The sequence below is a fragment of the Serratia quinivorans genome (genome assembly GCF_946227985.1).
GTDB lineage: Bacteria > Pseudomonadota > Gammaproteobacteria > Enterobacterales > Enterobacteriaceae > Serratia > Serratia quinivorans_A.
The window spans coordinates 31,020-51,314 of the sequence record NZ_CAMKGL010000011.1; the positions used below are offsets into that span (position 1 = coordinate 31,020).

Sequence of the window (20,295 nt, forward strand, 5' to 3'; positions counted from 1 at the left end):
CTTCCCCGTTAGTATTGGGAAATTAAATAATAAAATAGCCAACAGTGGAAAAATGAATCGTTACCCGATGTTCAATCCGCAGTTACTGCTCAGCTTTGTCGCAGTATGCGACAGCAACAGCTTCACTCGCGCCGCAGAGCGGGTGTTTTTGTCGCAGTCGACCGTCAGCCAACAGGTGCGCCGGTTGGAAGATATGCTGGGTAAGCCCCTGTTTGAACGTTCTTCCCATCAGGTACTGCTGACCGAGGAAGGCGTCAAGTTGTTGAGCTATGCGCGGCGCATCATCGCGCTGAATGAAGAGGCGCACGACGCCTTGACCGGCATCTGGCGCGACGGCGTACTGCGGTTGGGGATGCCGGAGGATTTTGCCGCCCCCACCACCGAACTGCTGGCAGAATTCAGCCGGGCGCATCCGCATCTGCGGCTGGATGTCACCAGCGGCCTGAGCGCCGATCTGCACAGTGCCTACGCCCGTGAAGAACTGGATCTGATCCTGGTTAAACAACGCCGTAGCCAGCCGCCGCGGGCCGCCCGGCCGGAACCGCTGCTGTGGCTGGACAGCCGGGCCTTCCCGGCAATAGAACAGTCGCCGGTACCGCTGGCGGTGTTCCCGCTCAATGGGTTATATCGCGATGATTTGTGTCAGGCGCTGGATAACCTCGGCAAGCGCTGGCGTATTGGCTACAGCAGCGCCAGTCTGGCCGCACTCACCGCCGCGTCTGCCGCCGGGCTGGGCATCACCCTGCTGCCGGCCAGCTGCCGTTTGCCCAGCCACCGGGTACTGGGCAGTGCCGAAGGTTTACCGCCGATCGACAATATTGAGCTGGCGCTGTATTACCGCGACGGTGCCCCCGCCGCTACGCCCGCGCTGGCCGAACGGTTAAAAGCGTTTTGTGGGCTGGCGTGAGGAAATCTGTAGCTGGATTAGCTACATATGTAGCCATAACGGCTACACCCACCCTAATACCCAACCTCGCCATAACGCCCACGGTAATCTTTGGGGGTCATGTCATAGCCCTTCTTGAACACCGAATAAAAATACTGCAGTGACGGGTAGCCGCACATCTGTGAAATCTCGTTGATGGTCAACGAGGTAGCCGTCAACAGGTTGCGGGCGCGATCCAGCTTTTCCTGATGGATCACGTGATGGATAGTTTCGCCGGTCTCATCCCTGAAACGTTTTTCCAGATTGGAGCGCGACAGGCCGATCGCATCCAGTACCTGCTCGACCTTGATGCCCTTGCAGGCGTGATGGCGGATGTAATGCATCGCCTGAATCACCGCAGGATCGCGTAGCGAGCGGAAATCGGTAGAACGACGTTCAATCACCTTCACTGGCGGCACCAGAATGCGCTGCAGCGGCAGCTCACGGCGATCGAGCAGTTGGTGCAGCAGCTTGGCGGCACGGTAGCCCATCTGGCGGGTGCCCTGCGCTACCGAAGACAGCGCCACCCGCGACAGGTAACGCGTCAGTTCTTCATTGTCGATGCCGATGACGCACAGCTTTTCCGGCACCGCGATGTCCAGATGTTCGCACACCTGCAGTAAATGGCGCGCCCGCGCATCGGTCACCGCGATGATGCCGGTCTGCTGCGGCAGGGTCTGCACCCAGTCCGCCAACCGGTTCTGCGCGTATTGCCAGTTATCCGGCGCGGTGGCCATACCCTGATACACCACGCCCTGATACTGCTCCAGCGCGACCCGCTGGCGGAAAGCATGCTCACGCTCCTGCGCCCAGCGTTTACCGCCTTCACTGGGCAAACCATAGAAGGCAAAACGATTAATGCCTTTTTCTTTCAGGTGACTGAATGCCGCCTCCACCAGCGCCTGATTGTCGGTAGCAATGTAGTGCACCGGCGGATAGTCCTCATCACGGTGATAAGAGCCGCCCACCCCGACAATCGGCACCCGGACGTTATGCAGCAGTTGCTCGATGGCTCCATCGTCGAAATCGGCGATCACCCCATCGCCCAGCCAGTCCTTGATGTTGTCGATACGGCAGCGAAAATCCTCTTCGATAAAGATGTCCCAATCACATTGTGAGGCCTGTAAATACTCGCCTACGCCCTCGACCACCTGACGGTCGTACACTTTATTGGCGTTGAACAGCAAGGTAATGCGAAAGCGTTTTTCGAACATGGGCATCCCCGGTAACCCCCAGTGACTGTAGGGGGCGAATAAATTCGCCCCGATTAAGGCGGGCGCAGCATGCAGCGCCCCTACAATGTCTGGGGATAGGCGAGTGAGTCGCCTGGCTGCAACCTGAAAGCTACAGGGTATTATCTGCAAGAACAGCAGGCATCACCTCATAACTGTGACCGTGGCCGCTTTTCTTATGCCCGGCGCTTGGTCGCAGAGTCCATCCATACCGCCAGCAGTAAAATGGCGCCTTTGACGATGTACTGCCAGAAGGTCGGCACATCCAGCATGCTCATGCCGTTATCCAGCGACGCCATAATGAATGCGCCCATCACCGCGCCGGCCACGCTACCGATCCCCCCGGCCAGGCTGGTGCCGCCAATCACGCAGGCGGCGATGGCGTCCAGCTCGGCGATATTGCCCGCCGAAGGCGAACCGGCCCCCAGACGTGAACTGAGGATCAACCCGGCAATCGCCACCATCAGGCCGTTGATGGCGAACACCGCCAGCTTGGTGCGCTCGACGTTAACGCCCGACAGCCGCGCAGCGTCAATATTGCCGCCAATGGCGTAGATCCGACGGCCAAAAGCGGTGCGGGTGGCCATAAATATCCCCGCCAACATCAGTGCGGTGAGGATCAGCACCGGCGTCGGTACCCCACGGTAATCATTGAGCAAATAGATAGCCCCGAGCACCAGCAGCGCCAAAATGCTTTGTCGGGTGACGTCACCGCCGGCTGTCGCCACCGGCAAACCGAGCTGGGCACGCCGACTGCGTCGCCGCCACTGCCAGGCGACAAACAGCATCAACCCAACGGCACCGATGCCAAAACCCAGGCCGTTCGGCAAATAGCTCTGGCCAATTTGCGACATCGCTCCGCTGGTCGGCGCGACCGTGGTGCCATTGGTGATGCCGATCAAGATGCCGCGAAAGGCCAGCATCCCGGCCAGGGTAACGATAAACGACGGAACCTTGCGATAGGCGACCCACCAACCGTTCCAGGCCCCCAACAGCAGACCGGCCAGCAGCGTCACCACGATGGTCAGCGGCAGTGGCCAACCCAGCCAGACGTCAAAAATCGCCGCCGCCCCGCCCAGCAGGCCCATCATTGAGCCGACCGACAGATCGATTTCTGCCGAAACAATCACGAACACCATACCGACCGCCAAAATGCCGGTGATCGCCGTTTGGCGCAGCAGGTTGGAAATATTACGCGCGCTGAGATAGGCCCCTTCGGTGGTAAAGGTAAAGAACAGCATAATGACGACTATCGCCGCCAACATCACAAACACCCGCAAATTGATGGATTTTAGTTTCACTATGGGATTTTTCTCCACCATTACCGGCACGATCGCTTCAGATTGCGTGTTTTTCGACATCTGTTTCACTCCTCAATGCAGCTTCCATCACCTGTTCCTGGGTCAGACCCTGGTTGACCAACGAAGCCTTGATTCGCCCCTGGTGCATCACCAATACCCGATCGCTTAATCCCAACACCTCAGGCAGCTCCGAAGACACCACGATCACCGAAATGCCCTGCTGTACCAGCTGATTGATTAACTTATAGATTTCGTGTTTGGCCCCGATATCGATACCGCGCGTCGGCTCATCCAGAATGAGAATTTTCGGTTTCAGCAGCAGGCACTTGGCAAGTATGGCCTTCTGCTGGTTACCGCCGCTCAGCCGGGCTATCGCCAGTTCGGGCGAGGAAGTCTTCACTTTTAACTGCGCCAGCGATTGGCGAATGATCGCTTGTTCCCGGGCATCATCAATCACCGTCAGCACGCCGCTAAAGTCGCTCAGCGCCGCCAACGTCATGTTGGCCCCCACCCCCATCACCGGCACGATGCCATCACGCTTGCGATCTTCCGGCACCATGGCGATGCCATATTGCATCGCCTGGCGGCAATTGTTGATGACGGCCGGCTGGCCATTGAGGCTAATGCTCCCCTGCCAGCGGCCAGGGTAGACGCCGAACAGGCACTGCATGGTTTCGGTGCGCCCGGAGCCGACCAACCCGGCGACCCCGAGGATCTCGCCGCGCCGCAGGCTGAATGAGACATCGTCCACCCGACGAACGTGACGATTCACCGGGTGCCAGGCCGTGAGATTATCCACCTGCAGGATCACCTCGCCGATATCATGCTGTTGCTGCGGATAGAGCTCGGTTAATTCGCGTCCAACCATCATGGCGATAATGTCGTCCTCGCTCATTTCCGCTGCCGGGCGCGTACCGATATGCTTGCCATCGCGGATCACGCAGATCAGATCCGAGATCGCCTTCACCTCATTGAGCTTGTGCGAAATGTAAATGCAGGCGATGCCGTGATCGCGCAGATCCTCGATGATCGCCAGCAGCGTAGCGGTTTCACTTTCGGTCAGCGACGCCGTCGGCTCGTCCAGCACCAGCAGCCGCACCTGCTTGTTCAGCGCCTTGGCAATTTCCACCAGCTGTTGCTGCCCCAGGCCCAGTTCGCCGATGGGAGTGTTGGGATCCACCTCCAGCTTGACCTGCGCCAGCATCCGTCGGCAGCGCAGATACATGGCGTCATAATCCATTACGCCGTACCGCCGCCACTCATTGCCGAGAAACATGTTTTCCAGCACCGTCATCTGCTTCACCAGCGCCAGTTCCTGATGAATGATGGCGATGCCTTTCTGCTCGGTATCGCGAATATTTTTCGCCGCTAATAAATCATCAGAGAAATAAATATCACCCTGATAACTGCCGTGCGGATATATACCGCACAGCACTTTCATCAGGGTGGATTTTCCCGAACCGTTTTCACCACACAGCGATAATACCTGGCCTGCCTCTAACCTCAGGCTGACATTATCTACCGCCTTGACCACACCGAACTGCATGGTGATATTCTTCATTTCTAATAGGCTGGGCATTATTCCCCCGTATTACCGGTTAGCGAAATTAATTAATCTCGGCTTTTTTATGGAAACCGTCGGCAACAATGGTGCTGTCGATATTCGATTTATCGACCGGGATAGGGGTTAATAACCAGGATGGCACGTCTTTGCTGCCGTTATTTAATGTGGCGTTGGCCTTCGGCTGTTCACCCTTGCCCAGTTGCACCGCGATGCCCGCCGCCTCGTCGGCCAGCTTGCTGATCGGCTTATACACCGTCATGGTCTGGGTACCGGCGACAATGCGCTTCACCGCGGCCAAATCAGCATCCTGACCGGAAATCGCCACCTTGCCCGCCAGGCCCTGTGTGGCCAACGCCTGGATCGCGCCGCCGGCGGTGGCATCGTTGGACGCCACTACCGCGTCAATCTTGTTATTGTTGGCGGTCAGCGCATTTTCCATAATTTTTAATGCGTTCTCCGGCAACCATCCGTCGACCCACTGATCGCCCACCACTTTGATTTTCCCACCGTCAATCAGCGGCTGCAGCACCTTCATCTGCCCCTGACGGAACAGCTTGGCGTTGTTATCCACCGGCGAGCCGCCCATCAGGAAATAATTGCCCTGCGGCACCCGTTGCACCAGGCTTTGCGCCTGCAGCTCACCGACCTTTTCATTATCAAAGGAGATGTAAAAATCGATATCGGCGTTATTAATCATGCGATCATAAGCCAGCACCTTAATGCCTTCCCGCTTGGCTTCACTGATAACATTGCTCAACACCTTGCCGTTGTAGGGAATAATCACCAGCACGTCGACGCCACGGTTGATCATATTTTCAATCTGCGCCATCTGGGTTTCTTCATTGCCATTGGCCGACTGAACAAACACATCCGCCCCCAGCGCTTTGGCTTTGCTGACGAAGATGTCGCGGTCTTTTTGCCAGCGCTCCAGGCGCAGGTCGTCGATCGCCATACCGATTTTGACTTCTTTGCTGAACGCCGGTTGGCTGGCCAGCGCCAGCAGTGCGCAGACCGAAAGGAACACAGGTTTGAATTTCATCTTATATACCTTTGTTATTTAACGTATAAGGAGATAATTGAAATAGGCTAGTGACGCAGCTTAGAGCGGATTGTTATCGGTTATTTAATATTCAGCAATTACTGATTTTTACCGGCCAATTATGATTTTTGGTTTAATGTTATTTTTATGATGGCGGTCATGCTTTCACGCTGAAAAACAGCAGGTCGACAAATAAAAATGAATTAAACCTTAAATAGACTGCGGTTAATAACCGATTATGCGATCTGTCGCACATTTAATAATTCTGTGAATTTAACTGTGAAATAACGTAATTGAGCAGCCTGTCGCAAACTCCGAAGATAAAGCCATCCCGTAAACCGGGCATTGCTACCCAGGAGTCGATAATGCAATCTTATTTTGATCAGCTTGAGCAAGTGCGCTACGAAGGCCCCACCAGTAATAATCCGCTGGCCTTTCATCATTACAACCCGGATGAACTGGTGCTCGGCAAGCGCATGGCGGAGCACCTGCGCTTTGCCGCCTGCTACTGGCACACCTTCTGCTGGAACGGTGCGGACATGTTCGGCGTCGGCTCCTTCGATCGCCCCTGGCAGCAGCCGGGCGACGCGCTGACGTTAGCCAAACGCAAGGCCGACGTGGCGTTCGAGTTTTTCCACAAGCTGAACGTCCCCTATTACTGCTTCCATGATGTCGACGTGTCGCCGGAAGGCGCCTCACTGAAAGAGTATCTGCACAACTTTGCGATCATGACCGAGGTACTGGAAGAAAAACAGCACAGCAGCGGGATAAAACTGCTGTGGGGCACCGCCAACTGCTTTACCCATCCGCGTTACGGTGCCGGTGCGGCCACCAATCCGGATCCGGAAGTCTTCAGTTGGGCGGCCACCCAGGTGTTCACCGCCATGAATGCTACCCAGCGCCTGGGCGGTGAAAACTACGTGCTGTGGGGCGGCCGTGAGGGTTATGAAACCTTGCTCAATACCGATCTGCGCCAGGAACGTGAGCAAATTGGTCGCTTTATGCAGATGGTGGTGGAGCACAAGCACAAAACCGGTTTCCAGGGCACCTTGCTGATCGAGCCAAAACCCCAGGAGCCGACCAAACATCAATACGATTACGACGTCGCCACCGTTTACGGCTTCCTCAAGCAGTTCGGTCTGGAAAAAGAGATCAAGGTGAATATCGAAGCCAACCACGCCACGCTGGCGGGCCATTCGTTCCACCATGAGATCGCCACCGCCATTGCGCTCGGCATCTTTGGTTCCGTCGATGCCAACCGGGGCGACCCACAGTTGGGCTGGGATACCGACCAGTTCCCGATCAGCGTGGAAGAGAACGCCCTGGTGATGTTCGAAATTCTCAAGGCCGGGGGCTTTACCACCGGCGGGCTTAACTTCGATGCCAAGGTGCGCCGTCAAAGCACCGACAAATACGACCTGTTCTATGGCCATATTGGGGCTATGGATACCATGGCGCTGGCGCTCAAGGTTGCGGCAAAAATGGTGACCGACGGCCAGTTACATCAGCAGGTATCAAAACGCTATGCCGGCTGGAATGGTGAATTGGGCCAGCAAATTTTGCAGGGCAAACTGTCGCTCGAAGCGCTGGCGCAGTACGCTGAAGGACATGCACTGGCGCCACAGCACGTCAGCGGCCGCCAGGAACAGCTCGAAAACCTGATGAACCGCTATCTGTTCGGCTAACTGACCCCGCGCGGCACTCGCCGCGCCTTTAAGGATCTTTTCCATGTATATCGGCATCGACCTCGGCACGTCCGGCGTAAAAGTCATCTTGCTCAGTGAGCAGGGCCAATTGCTCGCCAGCCACGGTGAGTCGCTGCCCATCTCCCGCCCTCATCCCTTATGGTCAGAGCAGGCACCGCAGGACTGGTGGCACGCCACCGATCGCGCCATGCTGGCACTGGGCAAACAGCACAGCCTGCAACAGGTGAAGGCCATCGGTCTCAGTGGCCAGATGCACGGCGCCACCCTGCTGGACGCACGGCAGCAGGTGCTACGCCCGGCCATTTTATGGAATGACGGCAGAAGCGGCGCGCAATGCCTGGCGCTGGAACAGGCGGTGCCGCAATCGCGGCAAATCACCGGTAACCTGATGATGCCGGGCTTCACCGCCCCTAAACTGCTGTGGGTGCAACAACATGAACCCCAGGTGTTTGAACGCATAGATAAAGTGCTGTTGCCCAAAGATTATTTACGCTGGTGCATTACCGGCGACTTCGCCAGCGACATGTCGGACGCCGCCGGCACCGGCTGGCTAAACGTGGCGCAGCGCGACTGGAGCGACGAGATGCTGGCCGCCTGCGGCCTGACCCGCCAGCAGATGCCGCAGCTGTTCGAAGGCAACCAGGTCACCGGGCAAACGCATACCGAACTGGCCCGGCGCTGGGGCATGTCCCCGGTACCTGTCGTGGCAGGTGGCGGCGATAATGCCGCCGGGGCGATAGGTGTGGGGCTGTATCAGGCCGGGCAGGCGATGCTGTCGCTCGGCACCTCGGGGGTTTATTTTGCCGTCAGCGACGGCTTTCTCAGCAATCCGGCCAGCGCGGTGCACAGCTTCTGCCATGCGCTGCCCAACACCTGGCACCTGATGTCGGTGACCCTCAGCGCCGCCTCCTGTCTGGACTGGGTTTGCAAACTGACAAACGTCGAAGACGTCGCCACCCTGCTGCGCAATGTCGAACAGGCCCCCCCAGCGGCGGCTCCGCTGTGGTTTCTGCCCTACCTGTCCGGCGAACGGACGCCGCATAACAATCCGAACGCCAAGGGGGCATTCTGGGGCCTCACCCACCAACATGGGCCAAACGATCTGGCACGGGCGGTGCTGGAAGGCGTCGGTTTCGCTCTGGCTGAGGGCATGGACGTGCTGCACGCCAGCGGCCTGCAGCCCTCCAGCATCACCCTGATTGGCGGCGGTGCGCGTAGCCCGTTCTGGCGGCAAATGCTGGCGGACATCAGCGGTCAACGGCTGGAATACCGCACCGGCGGCGACGTCGGCCCGGCGCTGGGGGCCGCGCGGCTGGCCCAGATCGCGCTGAACCCGCAGCGTTCACTCGGCGAACTGCTGCCTGAATTACCGCTGGAACAGGTACATAGCCCAGATGTCGAACGCCACCAAGAGTACGCTGCGCTACGCAACACCTTCCGCGAACTCTATACTCGCTTGTTGCCGCTGATGTAATACCCTGCATACTTGAAGCTGCATCTTTGTTGGCTGCCATTACTCGCCCCAGTCACATAGTGGACTATGCTCCTGGGAACTCGCGCAGTTGCCGCCGCGATGCAGCTCCAATTATCTTGGGTATAATGCCGGAAGGCACTAGCTCTGCCCCTTATTATTGCCAAATCGAATAGTCTCTAGTGGCAAATGTCACTGCCAACCCGTCTGCTCCTCTCCTAAATTGGTGGCTGTCTTTTGACGCACTTCACCTCTGGATTAAGGAACTGAACGTGGAAAAAAACCAACAACAAAGCCGCAGAGCTTTCCTCAGCCAAACCGGCAAAATTACCACTGCCTGCGCGGTGATCGGCCTGACCGGCGGCGTGGCGCAGGCTGCCGTCCCCACCGGCAGCCCTTGTTTACCGGAGGCCCACCCCATGACCCTGACCGACAGCCACTACTGGCTGAGCGATGTGCGGCTGGAAGAGGGTTTTGAGTACGATGGCGACACGGTGATTGGCACCCGTACCGCGCTCTATCAGCTTGAAATCAAAGACGGCAAGATTGCGGCCATCCACCCGAAGGAGGCAGCGGCACCCGCCGGCGTACCGCGCTATCAGGCGCAGGGCCAGTTGCTGTTACCGGCATTTCGCGACATGCATATCCATCTGGATAAAACCTTTTACAGCGGCCCATGGCAGGCACCGCGCCCACGCCAGGGCAAAACCATCATGGATATGATCGCGCTGGAACAAACATTAATCCCCAAACTGTTGCCCACCTCGCAACAGCGCGCAGAAAACCTGATTGCCCTGCTGCAATCCAAAGGCAGCACCGTGGCGCGCAGCCACTGCAATATCGATCCGGTCAGCGGGTTGAAAAGCCTGGAACACCTGCAACGGGCACTGGAAAAACATCAGGCGGATTTCAGCTGTGAAATCGTCGCTTTCCCGCAGCACGGGCTGCTGCATTCCAAAGTCGACGGTTTAATGCGCGAAGCCATGCAGATGGGGGTGCAATACGTTGGCGGGCTGGATCCGACCAATGTCGACGGGGCGATGGAGCCGTCGTTGGATGCCATGTTCCAGATTGCGCTCGATACCGGCAAAGGCGTCGATATCCACCTGCACGAAACCAGCCCGGCCGGGGTGGCCGCCATCAACTACATGATTACTACCGTAGAAAAGAACCCTTCGCTGCGCGGCAAAGTCACCATCAGCCATGCCTTTGCCCTGACCGCGCTAAACCCGAATGAACTGGAGGAAACCGCTACCCGACTGGCGGCGCAGCAAATCACCATCGCCTCAACGGTGCCGATTGGTGGGCTGATGATGCCACTGCCGCAGCTCAGTGAGAAAGGGGTATTTGTGATGACCGGAACCGACAGCGTGATTGACCATTGGTCCCCGTTCGGCACCGGCGACATTCTGGAAAAAGCCAACCTTTACGCCCAACTGTATCGGGGTTCCGACGAGTTCCATCTGTCACGCGCCATGGCGATTTCCACCGGCGGGGTGCTGCCGCTGAATGACAAAGGCCAACGGGTGTGGCCCAAAGCCGGGGACAGCGCGGAGTTCGTGCTGATCGACGCCAGTTGCTCCGCCGAAGCGGTGGCCCGTCTGCCGACGCGCCGCGCCACCTTCCATCAGGGGCGACTGGTGGCCGGTCAGGTTAGCAAAGCCTGATGCTGGTCCGCTAATGCCACCATGATGGCCGTTTTTGGCCTTCTTCCTTACAGGATAACGGCTCAGTATGGCGTTATACCTAATTGGCGGAGGGCCGAAAATGTCACATAGCGCGTTATTGATCATCGATGTTCAACAATCATTCCAGCATCGTCCATTCTGGCAAGAGCAGGATCTCCCCGCTTTCCAGCAGGCGCTGAGCAGGCTGATCGAAGGCTGCCGCCAGCAGGGCGTAGCGCTGGTTGATGTATTTCATGTATCGCCACAGGGGCCATTTTCGTTGGCGTCCGGCTGGGTAAAGCGCCTGCCGTTCCTCGACCATCAGGCCGATGTCACCGTACACAAACAGGTACACAACGCGCTGACAGAATCCGGCCTGGACGCCTGGCTGCTGGAGCGACACATCAAGCATTTGATTATTTGCGGGATTCGTACCGAACAGTGCTGCGAAACCACCACCCGGGTGGCGGCCGATCTCGGCTATCGGGTGACTTTCGTGACCGAGGCCACGCTGACGTTCCCGATGCAGCACCCCGACGGAGAAGTCTTTACCACCGAACAACTCAAGCGGCATACTGAAACGGTGCTGGTCGACCGCTTCGCCCGCATCGCCAGCGTGGATGAGGCTCTGGCGCAACTCTCACAGGAGTAACCATGCCGCAGGCCGTCTATTTTCTGATACTGCCCCAGGTACTGTCGCTGGACGTCAGCGGCCCGGCCGAAACCCTGCGCCTGGCCGGGCAGTTCAACCTGCACTACATCAGCCCAGTGCCGCAGGTTACCTGCTCGGTTGGCATGACGTTGAGTCAGCTCCAGCCGCTGCCTGACCGGCTGGAAGACGGCGCTATTTTAGTGGTGCCGGGCGTCAGTGATTCGCAGCATTTCTTCGCCAATGCGCCGGCCGAACAGGCCCGTTGCTGGCTGGCCGCGCTGCAGCCCGATCTGCAGCAGCAACGTATCACGCTGGTCTGTGTCTGTTCCGGCGCCCTGCTGGCGGCACAGGCCGGTTTACTCGATGGTTACCAGTGCACCACCCATCACGACGTGATCGAACGCATGCGGCAGCAGGCCCCGGCAGCGCAGGTGAAAGAAAACCGCATCTTTGTTGAAGATCGCAGCGTTTACACCAGCGCGGGTATCACTGCCGGTATCGATCTGGCGTTGCACCTGATTAATCGCCAATGCGGCGCTACTCGGGCGATGGAAATTGCCAGGGAAATGGTGGTGTATTTTCGCCGTTCCGGCGACGACCCGCAGCTTTCACCCTGGCTCCGCTACCGTAACCATCTGCACCCGGCGGTGCACCGGGCGCAAGACGTGATGGCCGCCGAACCGGAAGCAGAATGGTCGGTGCCGCAGGTGGCGGAAAAGGCCCACGTCAGCAGCCGCCATCTGGCACGGCTATTCCGCAGCCATGTTGGCATCAGCGTGCGTGAGTACCATGAGCAACTGCGGCTGGCGGTGGCGCAGCAGCGCCTGCAGCAAGGCTATGGGCTGGAGAAAGCGGCGTTGGCCGCGGGGTTTTCCTCCGGCCGCCAACTGCGCCGCGCCCAGCAGCGCGGCTCAATCGGGTTATGACACCAGCCGCCGAGAGTCTATTTTCTGCAGGCCTATCGACAGCAGCAGGCTAAGCGCCAGCGCCACACCGAACACCCAGAAGATATCCAGCAACGGATGATGGGTCAGTTCCAGGTGTCGGTTGCGCATAAAGTTAACGATAATGGCGTGAAAACCGTAGATCGCCAGCGAATGGCGTGAAAAAACGCCCAACCAGCCAATCGGCTCCGGCAGGCAGTTTTTAAACCAGATAACCAGCGATACCGCCGCGATAAACACCAGCGGGCCGCAGTAAATGTAATAGGTATCGGCGAAGTTACCGTTAATGAACATCTGGCTTTTGGTGCCGTGAATAATCAACGCCACGCAGGACACGAAACCAAACGCCGCCAGCCCACTGACGCCCCGCCCCTGGGTGTCCATCATGCCAATCGCCCGTCCGGCCAACGCATACAGCAGGTAATAGAAAGTATCGCCGTAGATATACAGATTCACCGGTAACAGGTGCGTGTTACCCAGGGTCAGCGGGCTGGTATTGGGGTTGGCGATCACCGCCAGGATCACCAGCACAGCGGCCAGATAACGGCGCGATACCGGTTTGATGCTGACCAGCGGCGACAGCAAGTAAATGACCGCAATCGCATAGAAGAACCACAGGTGATAGAACACCGGCTTGAGTAGCATGCCGCGCAGCGACGGCCAGAAGCCGATTTTGGTGAACGTCGCGATATAGACCAACGCGATGGTGCTGTAGAACAGGATGCAACAGCCAATGCGGATGAAATGTTTCTTGCCGGCGCTTTTCTCGCCGAAAAACAGATAGCCGGAAATCATGAAAAACAGCGGCACCGAGACGCGTGACAGCGAGTTCAGCACGTTGGCGATATCCCAGTTGTGTTCCCCTACCGCCACCCCGCTGGTGACGTAATAGGTGGTCGCGTGGATCATCACCACCATCATGCAGGCCACCGCACGCAAGTTATCTATCCAGCCAATTTTATTACTCAAAAGGTCGCCCGTAATATTTACCCTATAGCTTTCAAGTTTGCAGCTAGGCGACCAGCTCGCTCATCCCCAGGCGCTTACTCAAGTAAGTAACTGGGGTGAGCGACAAATCTGTCGGGAACAGATTTGAACGCTGCTTGCAGCGGCCCTGAAAGGGCAAGGACCATGGATGGGCCTTGTAAGCAGGTAACAACGCTGCAACTTGAAAGATGACGGGTATTGTCATCTTCGTTTGTTATAAAGAGGTTAACCAGCGAAAGTGTGGGTGGCAACCCTGATGGGCAATATCAGAATGTGCTGAAACAACACCTTATGATTGCCAAGGTGAACAATTGGCGGCAAAATAGCCGCCACAACTCGCTCAGATAGCGTTCCTCGCCCTGACAGTTCCTTATTTCTTCTTCACTTTCAGTACGATAACTATGAAAACAACATTACCACCTGCGGCTCGCTTGGGTCGACAGGCGCTTTTATTCCCTCTTTGTCTGGTGCTGTTCGAGTTCGCCACCTATATCGCCAACGATATGATCCAGCCTGGCATGCTGGCGGTGGTGGCAGATTTCAACGCCGGAGAAGAGTGGGTGCCAACCTCAATGACCGCCTATCTGGCCGGCGGTATTTTCCTGCAGTGGCTGCTGGGGCCGTTGTCGGATCGCCGTGGCCGTCGCCCGGTGATGCTGGCCGGCGTGGCGTTCTTTATCGTCGCCTGTCTGGCGATTTTGCTGGTGACCAGCATCGAGCAATTTATCTTTATGCGCTTCCTGCAGGGGATTGGCCTGTGCTTTATTGGCGCGGTCGGCTACGCCACGATACAGGAATCTTTTGAGGAATCGGTGTGCATAAAAATCACCGCGCTGATGGCCAACGTGGCGCTGATCGCCCCGTTGCTCGGGCCATTGGCCGGTGCTGCGCTGATCCACGTCGCGCCGTGGCAGAGCATGTTCGTGCTGTTCGCGGCGCTGGCGGCCTTTGCCTTCTATGGCCTGTGGAAAGCGATGCCGGAAACCGCGTCGCTGCAGGGTGAAAAACTCTCGGCCGCCAACCTGTGGCGCGACTATCGCCAGGTGTTATCCAACCGTCGTTTTGTCTGTGGTGCGTTGGCCATTGGCTTCGCCAGCCTGCCGCTGCTGGCCTGGATTGCCCAATCACCGGTGATCCTGATCAGCGGCGAGTCGCTGTCGACGCTGGATTATGGCCTGTTGCAGATCCCGGTGTTCGGCGCGCTGATCCTCGGCAACCTGACGCTGGCGCGCTTGACCGGCAAAAACAGCGTACAACGGCTGATCAAACTGGGCGCAGGGCCAATGATGGTGGGGCTGCTGATCGCGGCGCTGGCAACCCTGTTCTCGACCCACGCCTACCTGTGGATGACCGCAGGCCTGAGCCTGTACGCTTACGGTATCGGGCTGGCCAACGCCGGGTTGTATCGCCTGACGCTGTTCTCAAGCTCCGTCAGCAAAGGCACGGTTTCCGCCACCATGGGCATGCTGAGCATGATGGTGTTCACCGTCGGTATCGAACTGGCAAAAGTGGCCTACGTGTGGGGCGGCAGCGGGTTGTTCAATTTGTTCAACCTGATTAGCGGCCTGTGCTGGTTGGCGCTGGTGGCGCTGTTCCTCAGCAAACGCCGCAGCGGCGACGCAACGCCGACGCCTAACGCCGCGTTGTAATGATCAGCACGTGAGGAGAGGTTATCTCCTCACGTGCTGTAAAGTTTGCATTGGATTCAACACCCTCAACTCCGTTTGTCAGCATCCAAATTTATCGCCCATGCTTGCACTTCCTCATGGCTGATAATATTCAGCTGTTCTACATCATTAAGTGCCTCTAGCGTCAAACGTCGCTATTCTTCCTCTCGAACAGTTTTGTCAGTCCCTACGTTATTTTTTGCAACTAGCAGAAAAGTATTAATATTCATCCTGATCGCCTCGTCCCTAAACCAAAAAACGTAAGATACCCAAAATAATTGGAGTTGCATCACAACAAAGCCACGGCTTTGTTGAACAGCGCTTGCGCTGGCCCCAACGGGGCGAGGCTTTGCCGAGTAACGCGGCAAGAGCATGAGTCCCCAGGAGCTTACTCAAGTAAGTGACTGGGGTGAGTGCTCGTAGCCAACACAGAGGCAGCTTCAAGTATGACGGGTATACAACCCACTGTCGCGCAGCAGGTGCTGGTTGCCCTTGCGGCGGGTGAAGCCGCTACGATCGAAGAACTCCAATACCTGAATAGCCAGCTTGCGACCCACGCCGAGCCGATCGCGAAAATCGGCCGCATTGGCACTGCCCTGCTCCACATCAAGCTCACGGATCAGCGCAGCGAACTGTTCAATACGTCGGCTTAGGTAGTAACGATCCACCACGACTGCCGTGACATGCCCCAACTGTGCCGCCTTACGCAACGTCGCTCGTACCCGGGCCTCGCTTTCGCCCAGTTCGGTCGCCAAATCACGTACCCACCAGGCCTCGTCGCCAAAACGCGGTTCGATAGTTTCCCACAGGGCCAGTTCTTCAGCACTGAACGCCAGGCCGTGATCCGGCAGGTGCAACCAACCCCGGGTATTGTTTATTAACCCCTCGGCCAGTAGCCGATCGATCATCATAAATACCAGCAGCTCAGAAAGCTGCGGCAGTGCCATGCGCCGCAGGCGCGCTCGCCCCAGACCGAGTTGATCGGCATGTTGCTGGTGGTAGTCGGCCAATACCTGCAACAGACGCTGTTGGCCCAGCTGCACATTCTCCTGCGCCAGCGCCATATCGCCGGCAAGCAGCAACTCACAGCCCACCAGCAGTGCTGCCAGTTCGCCTGCGGTCAGTTGCCGGGCCCAGGCAAAGGCGGCCAGATCCAGTGCGCCATTAGGCAGATGCAATGCCAGCACCTGCCGGTCATCGTCGGCCTGTGCCAGCGCCGCCAGCCAGGCCAGATACTCAGGTTGGCGCTTGCCTCGCTTCGGGGTGGTCAAACTCAGGACTCTGGCCCCCCCAGCGTGTGCCGAGCGCCAATATCCCGCAGCACCAGCCGATCGTTTTCCGCCAGCCAGAGTGGACGATCGAGGATCAGCTCTGCCAGCCCCTCATTGAGCAGCGAAATGCGCCCGGTGATATGGCTGGCGGCATGATGCAGATGCAGCGGTTGCCAGTGCTTTATCGGTTGGTCAGCATCCAGCGCGACCAAAATGCGCTCGGCAGCGGCCAGCGGCTTTTGCGCCAGCAGCCAGTCACCGCGCGCCACCTGTTCCTTACTGACGTCACCGCTGATATTCAGCGCGATACGCTGCCCGGCCTGCGCCTGCTCAACCGGCTGATTTTGCGCGTGCAGGCCTCGAACCCGCACCGGGGTATCGGCACCGGTCAGCCACAGCGAGTCGCCCACCGCCACCTGCCCACCCAGCGCGGTACCTGTCACCACCAGACCCGCACCCTTCACGCTGAACGCGCGATCCACCGCCAGACGGAAGCGACGGCTTAACGCATGTTCGTCTGGCCGCAACGCCAACAGGTGCGCACGCAATGCCTCGATTTCCCGCGCCTGTAGCGCTGCGGTGACGAACGTGGGCACCTGATGCCACCCCTGGTGCGCCAGCTCGTCACTTAGCTGGCGTCGTACCTCTTCAATGCGGGCTTCATCCACCCGATCGGCCTTGGTCAGCGCCACCGTCAACGTTGGCCGCCCACTCAACCGCAAGATGGCCAGGTGCTCACGGGTTTGCGCCATCACGCCGTCGTCGCAGGCCACCACCAGCAGCGCATGGTCAATGCCGCCGACGCCTGCCAGCATATTGGCGAGGAATTTTTCATGACCGGGTACGTCGATAAAGCCCAACACCCGGCCATCGGGCTGCGGCCAGTAGGCATAGCCCAGATCTATGGTCATGCCACGGCGTTTTTCTTCCGGCAGGCGATCGGCGTTGATCCCGGTGATCGCCTGCAGCAGGGTGGTTTTTCCATGATCGACATGACCGGCGGTAGCGATAATCATGCGCTCAGCGCCTCAATCAATGTGTCTTCCTGCTCCAGGCAGCGCAGATCCAGCCACAGCCTGCCGTCGTTAATGCGGCCAATCACCGGCTGCGGCAGAGCGCGCCAGCGTTCCGCCAGTGCCTCCAGCGTCGCACCGCGGCCGTCCTGCGGCGTAAAGGTCAATGCGTAGCTGGGCAGCCGATCCACCGGCAATGAACCACTGCCGATCTGCGACCAGCACGGCTCGGCACGCAACTGGAAATGCCCGGCAAATTGCGGCGTCAGCGCCTGTAACAGTCGCTCGGCAGCATCCTGCATCGCCTGCTGTGGACGCGTGAGCAACCGCAGCGTCGGCAACTGTTGCCCCAGCAGTTCGGGTTGTTGATAGAGGCGTAAGGTGGCCTCCAGCGCCGCCAGCGTCAGCTTGCCGACGCGCAGCGCACGCTTTAAAGGATGCTGCTGCAGCCTGGCAATCAGCGCCTTTTTGCCCACGATGATGCCGGCCTGTGGGCCGCCCAACAGTTTGTCACCGGAGAAGGTCACCAGATCAACCCCGGCAGCCAGCAGCCGCTGCGGCATAGGTTCGGCCGGCAGGCCGTACTGCGCCATATCAATCAGCGAGCCGCTGCCCAGATCGGTGGCGGTCGGCAGGCCGTGTTCGGCACCAAGCTGCGCCAGCTCGGCTTCGTCCACCGCAGCGGTAAAGCCCTGAATGCTGTAGTTGCTGGTATGCACCTTCATCAACAACCCGGTCTGATCGTTAATCGCGTTACGGTAGTCTTTCAGATGAGTGCGGTTGGTGGTACCGACTTCGACCAACTGGCAGCCCGCCTGACGCATCACGTCGGGAATACGGAACGCGCCGCCAATTTCCACCAGCTCACCGCGCGACACCACCACTTGCTTGCCGGGGGCGATCGCCGCCAGCATCAGCAGTACCGCGGCCGCATTGTTATTGACGATGCAGGCGTCTTCCGCGCCGGTCAGTTGACACAGTAAATCTGCAACGGCGCGATCGCGATGCCCACGACCGGCACCATCGAGATCGTATTCCAGCGTCACCGCCGCGCCCATCGAACGCGTCACCGCCTCTATCGCCGGTTGCGCCAGCAAGGCCCGGCCGAGATTGGTGTGCAACAGGGTACCGCTCAGATTGAATACCGGGGCCAACGACGGACGCTGCTGTTGTGCCAGCCTGGCACCAAGCGCCTGCGGCCAGTCGGCACACCAGTCGGGCAGCCGTTGATGCTGTTTAATGGTCTCACGCGCCTGCCATTGCAGTTGGCGCAGTAGCTCGCTAATCAGCGTCTGGCCATATTGCGCCACCAGCGGTTCGATAGCGGGATCGCGCAATAGGCGGTCAATGGCGGGTAACTGGCTGTAAAGATGCTGGGATTCAGTGCTCATGGTCGCTCGGTTTTAGTGTAGTGGTCTCGGCATAAAGCAAAACCCCGCAGTTGCGGGGTGAGGGCGATCAGGGGGGCGAGGTGCGGGCAAAGCTTTCGCGGGCAAACAGCCGTTCGGCCAGTTTGATCAACGCCGGTCGTTCAACGCACCAGTTGGGCATAATGCGACGGAAGTTGAGGTAGCCCAACGCGCAGCCGGTGGCGATATCCGCCAGCGTCAGCGTTTCGGAGTTCAACAGCTTTTTTTCCTGCGCCAGCTTTTCCAGCGCATCCAGCCCGTGCGTCAGCTTGGCGCGTTGGCGCAGGATCCAGTTTTCGTCCTGTTTGTCCGACGCCCGTTTGCTCTCGCGATACAGCGTGGCAGCGGCTTCGGTCACACCATCCGCCAGGGCTTCCACCTGACGTATGCTCAGTGCTACCGCGCGATCGGCAGGCAAAAACGCCGGGGCGACAGGCAGCAACTCAAGGTATTCGGCGATCACCCGCGAGTCGTAAAAGACGCCGCCGTCGTCAGCCACCAGCACCGGAACCTTGGCGAGCGGATTTAGCTCCACCACCCGACTGCCCGGCTCATACGGCGGATCGTTAACGAATTCGAACGCCATTCCCTTTTCCAACAGCATCACGGAAATCTTGCGGACAAAAGGGCTGGTGTAACTGCCAATAAGCTTCATCAGTCTTCCCCTCGGCTTGCAAACCTCAGCGTTGTTAGTTCACCGCCAGCGTATCGATAATCTGCTGCACCAGCGCCTGGTGTGCCTCCGGCGTTTTGGCCGGCGACAACATTTGCAGCGTCACCACCCGCTTATTGAACACCGTCAGCATGATGGTGGATACCACCTTCTGCCCGTTAATGCTCTGCTCGGTATCCAGACGATGGAATTTCTGTTTACCGACGGTGAAGTTCTCTTCTTTGGTGGTCTGGATATTCTGATAACGGTCGGCCAACTCGGTAATCATGCTCTGCGTCAGATCTTTGAGCATTTTATCGCTGCTGTTGAGCTTCATGTCGTCAGGCGGGATCACTTCGGAAGAGACGGTGCTCTGGCGCGATTTGCCGTCCAGGAAGCGCTGAATGGTGGATTTGCTGTCGTTGACGATGCCGCTGTTCTCGGTCTGATCGCTAAAACCCGATGGCAATTCAAAGGTGATTTTGCCCTTTTGCATCGAGACTTTCAGGCCCGGAGGCGGTGCGGGTTTTGTCTCCACCACCGGCGGTGGCGGTGCAGGCTGCGTGACGACCGGCTTGGTATCCGGCTTTGGCACTTCCGGCTTGGTGTCGTCCTTGTTGTCACAGGCCGCCAGTCCGATGGCCAAAACGGCAACCGCCGTGAATTTCGCAATGGTCTTCAACATCGTCAGTCCCTTTCCTTTCGCTTCGCGCGTCATGGCGTAAACGTAGCAAGTCGCCCCGGCGAATGCCAGAAGCCCAGTCCGAAATTAATGGTTATTTACGGCCCTAAAGG

The 20,295-nt window shown here is 58.3% G+C and carries 15 protein-coding genes and 1 pseudogene; 7 read left to right on the forward strand and 9 right to left on the reverse strand.

The features are described from left to right. The first annotated feature begins 52 nt into the window (after window positions 1-52). Window positions 53-907 carry a LysR substrate-binding domain-containing protein gene (locus tag OCH02_RS20980; protein WP_261432801.1) on the forward strand — a complete coding sequence of 285 codons (855 nt, stop codon included), beginning with the start codon at window positions 53-55 and terminating at the stop codon, window positions 905-907. A 53-nt stretch (window positions 908-960) separates the two neighbouring features. On the opposite strand, the gene xylR is transcribed toward OCH02_RS20980, so the two are convergent. The 4 genes from xylR to xylF all read right to left on the reverse strand — a co-directional run bounded on the left by xylR (window position 961) and on the right by xylF (window position 6,061). Continuing rightward, window positions 961-2,139, reverse strand: coding sequence for a D-xylose utilization transcriptional activator XylR (gene xylR, locus OCH02_RS20985; RefSeq protein ID WP_174354770.1), 1,179 nt, complete (start codon window positions 2,137-2,139; stop codon window positions 961-963). Window positions 2,140-2,333: 194 nt separating this feature from the next. Continuing rightward, window positions 2,334-3,518: a xylose ABC transporter permease XylH gene (gene xylH / locus OCH02_RS20990; RefSeq protein WP_261432802.1), complete on the reverse strand. Its 1,185-nt coding sequence runs from the start codon at window positions 3,516-3,518 to the stop codon at window positions 2,334-2,336. After that, window positions 3,496-5,037, reverse strand: a complete 1,542-nt coding sequence (locus tag OCH02_RS20995) for a xylose ABC transporter ATP-binding protein (protein WP_261432803.1) — start codon at window positions 5,035-5,037, stop codon at window positions 3,496-3,498. Before OCH02_RS20995 ends, xylH begins: the two co-directional genes overlap by 23 nt. A gap of 28 nt (window positions 5,038-5,065) precedes the next feature. Then, window positions 5,066-6,061 carry a D-xylose ABC transporter substrate-binding protein gene (xylF, locus tag OCH02_RS21000; protein WP_261432804.1) on the reverse strand — a complete coding sequence of 332 codons (996 nt, stop codon included), beginning with the start codon at window positions 6,059-6,061 and terminating at the stop codon, window positions 5,066-5,068. Window positions 6,062-6,426: 365 nt separating this feature from the next. On the opposite strand from xylF, the gene xylA reads away from it, so the two are divergent. From xylA to OCH02_RS21025, 5 genes are all read left to right on the forward strand, one after another. After that, a complete protein-coding gene (xylA, locus tag OCH02_RS21005) occupies window positions 6,427-7,746 on the forward strand; it encodes a xylose isomerase (protein WP_261432805.1) in 1,320 nt (439 codons plus the stop codon). A 43-nt stretch (window positions 7,747-7,789) separates the two neighbouring features. Then, on the forward strand, window positions 7,790-9,241 hold the full coding sequence (xylB, locus tag OCH02_RS21010; protein WP_261432806.1) for a xylulokinase: 1,452 nt from the start codon (window positions 7,790-7,792) through the stop codon (window positions 9,239-9,241). A 269-nt stretch (window positions 9,242-9,510) separates the two neighbouring features. Further along, window positions 9,511-10,905 (forward strand): amidohydrolase family protein, encoded by a 1,395-nt coding sequence (locus tag OCH02_RS21015; protein WP_261432807.1) that lies wholly within the window; start codon window positions 9,511-9,513, stop codon window positions 10,903-10,905. A gap of 100 nt (window positions 10,906-11,005) precedes the next feature. Continuing rightward, window positions 11,006-11,557: a cysteine hydrolase family protein gene (locus OCH02_RS21020; RefSeq protein WP_261432808.1), complete on the forward strand. Its 552-nt coding sequence runs from the start codon at window positions 11,006-11,008 to the stop codon at window positions 11,555-11,557. A gap of 2 nt (window positions 11,558-11,559) precedes the next feature. After that, complete coding sequence (locus OCH02_RS21025; protein ID WP_261432809.1) at window positions 11,560-12,483, forward strand: GlxA family transcriptional regulator; 924 nt, start codon at window positions 11,560-11,562, stop codon at window positions 12,481-12,483. Here the strand turns inward: OCH02_RS21025 and OCH02_RS21030 are convergent. Next, the gene (locus OCH02_RS21030; RefSeq protein WP_261432811.1) at window positions 12,478-13,470 is read right to left on the reverse strand and encodes an acyltransferase; all 993 of its coding nucleotides are present in this window, start codon (window positions 13,468-13,470) and stop codon (window positions 12,478-12,480) included. The two genes, OCH02_RS21025 and OCH02_RS21030, sit on opposite strands and share 6 nt — an antisense overlap. A 419-nt stretch (window positions 13,471-13,889) precedes the next feature. Between OCH02_RS21030 and OCH02_RS21035 the strand changes: the two genes are divergently transcribed. Beyond that, complete coding sequence (locus tag OCH02_RS21035; protein WP_261432812.1) at window positions 13,890-15,137, forward strand: MFS transporter; 1,248 nt, start codon at window positions 13,890-13,892, stop codon at window positions 15,135-15,137. A 458-nt stretch (window positions 15,138-15,595) separates the two neighbouring features. On the opposite strand, the pseudogene selB reads toward OCH02_RS21035, so the two are convergent. The 4 genes and pseudogenes from selB to OCH02_RS21055 form a co-directional block, all read right to left on the reverse strand. Further along, window positions 15,596-17,442: pseudogene (gene selB / locus OCH02_RS21040) on the reverse strand (selenocysteine-specific translation elongation factor). Beyond that, on the reverse strand, window positions 17,439-18,830 hold the full coding sequence (gene selA / locus OCH02_RS21045) for an L-seryl-tRNA(Sec) selenium transferase (RefSeq protein WP_261432813.1): 1,392 nt from the start codon (window positions 18,828-18,830) through the stop codon (window positions 17,439-17,441). The pseudogene selB and the gene selA overlap by 4 nt, the downstream one beginning before the upstream one ends. A 67-nt stretch (window positions 18,831-18,897) precedes the next feature. Next, the gene (locus OCH02_RS21050) at window positions 18,898-19,503 is read right to left on the reverse strand and encodes a glutathione S-transferase (RefSeq protein ID WP_261432815.1); all 606 of its coding nucleotides are present in this window, start codon (window positions 19,501-19,503) and stop codon (window positions 18,898-18,900) included. 34 nt (window positions 19,504-19,537) lie between these two features. After that, a complete protein-coding gene (locus OCH02_RS21055) occupies window positions 19,538-20,185 on the reverse strand; it encodes a DcrB-related protein (RefSeq protein ID WP_261432816.1) in 648 nt (215 codons plus the stop codon). Window positions 20,186-20,295 lie beyond the last annotated feature (110 nt).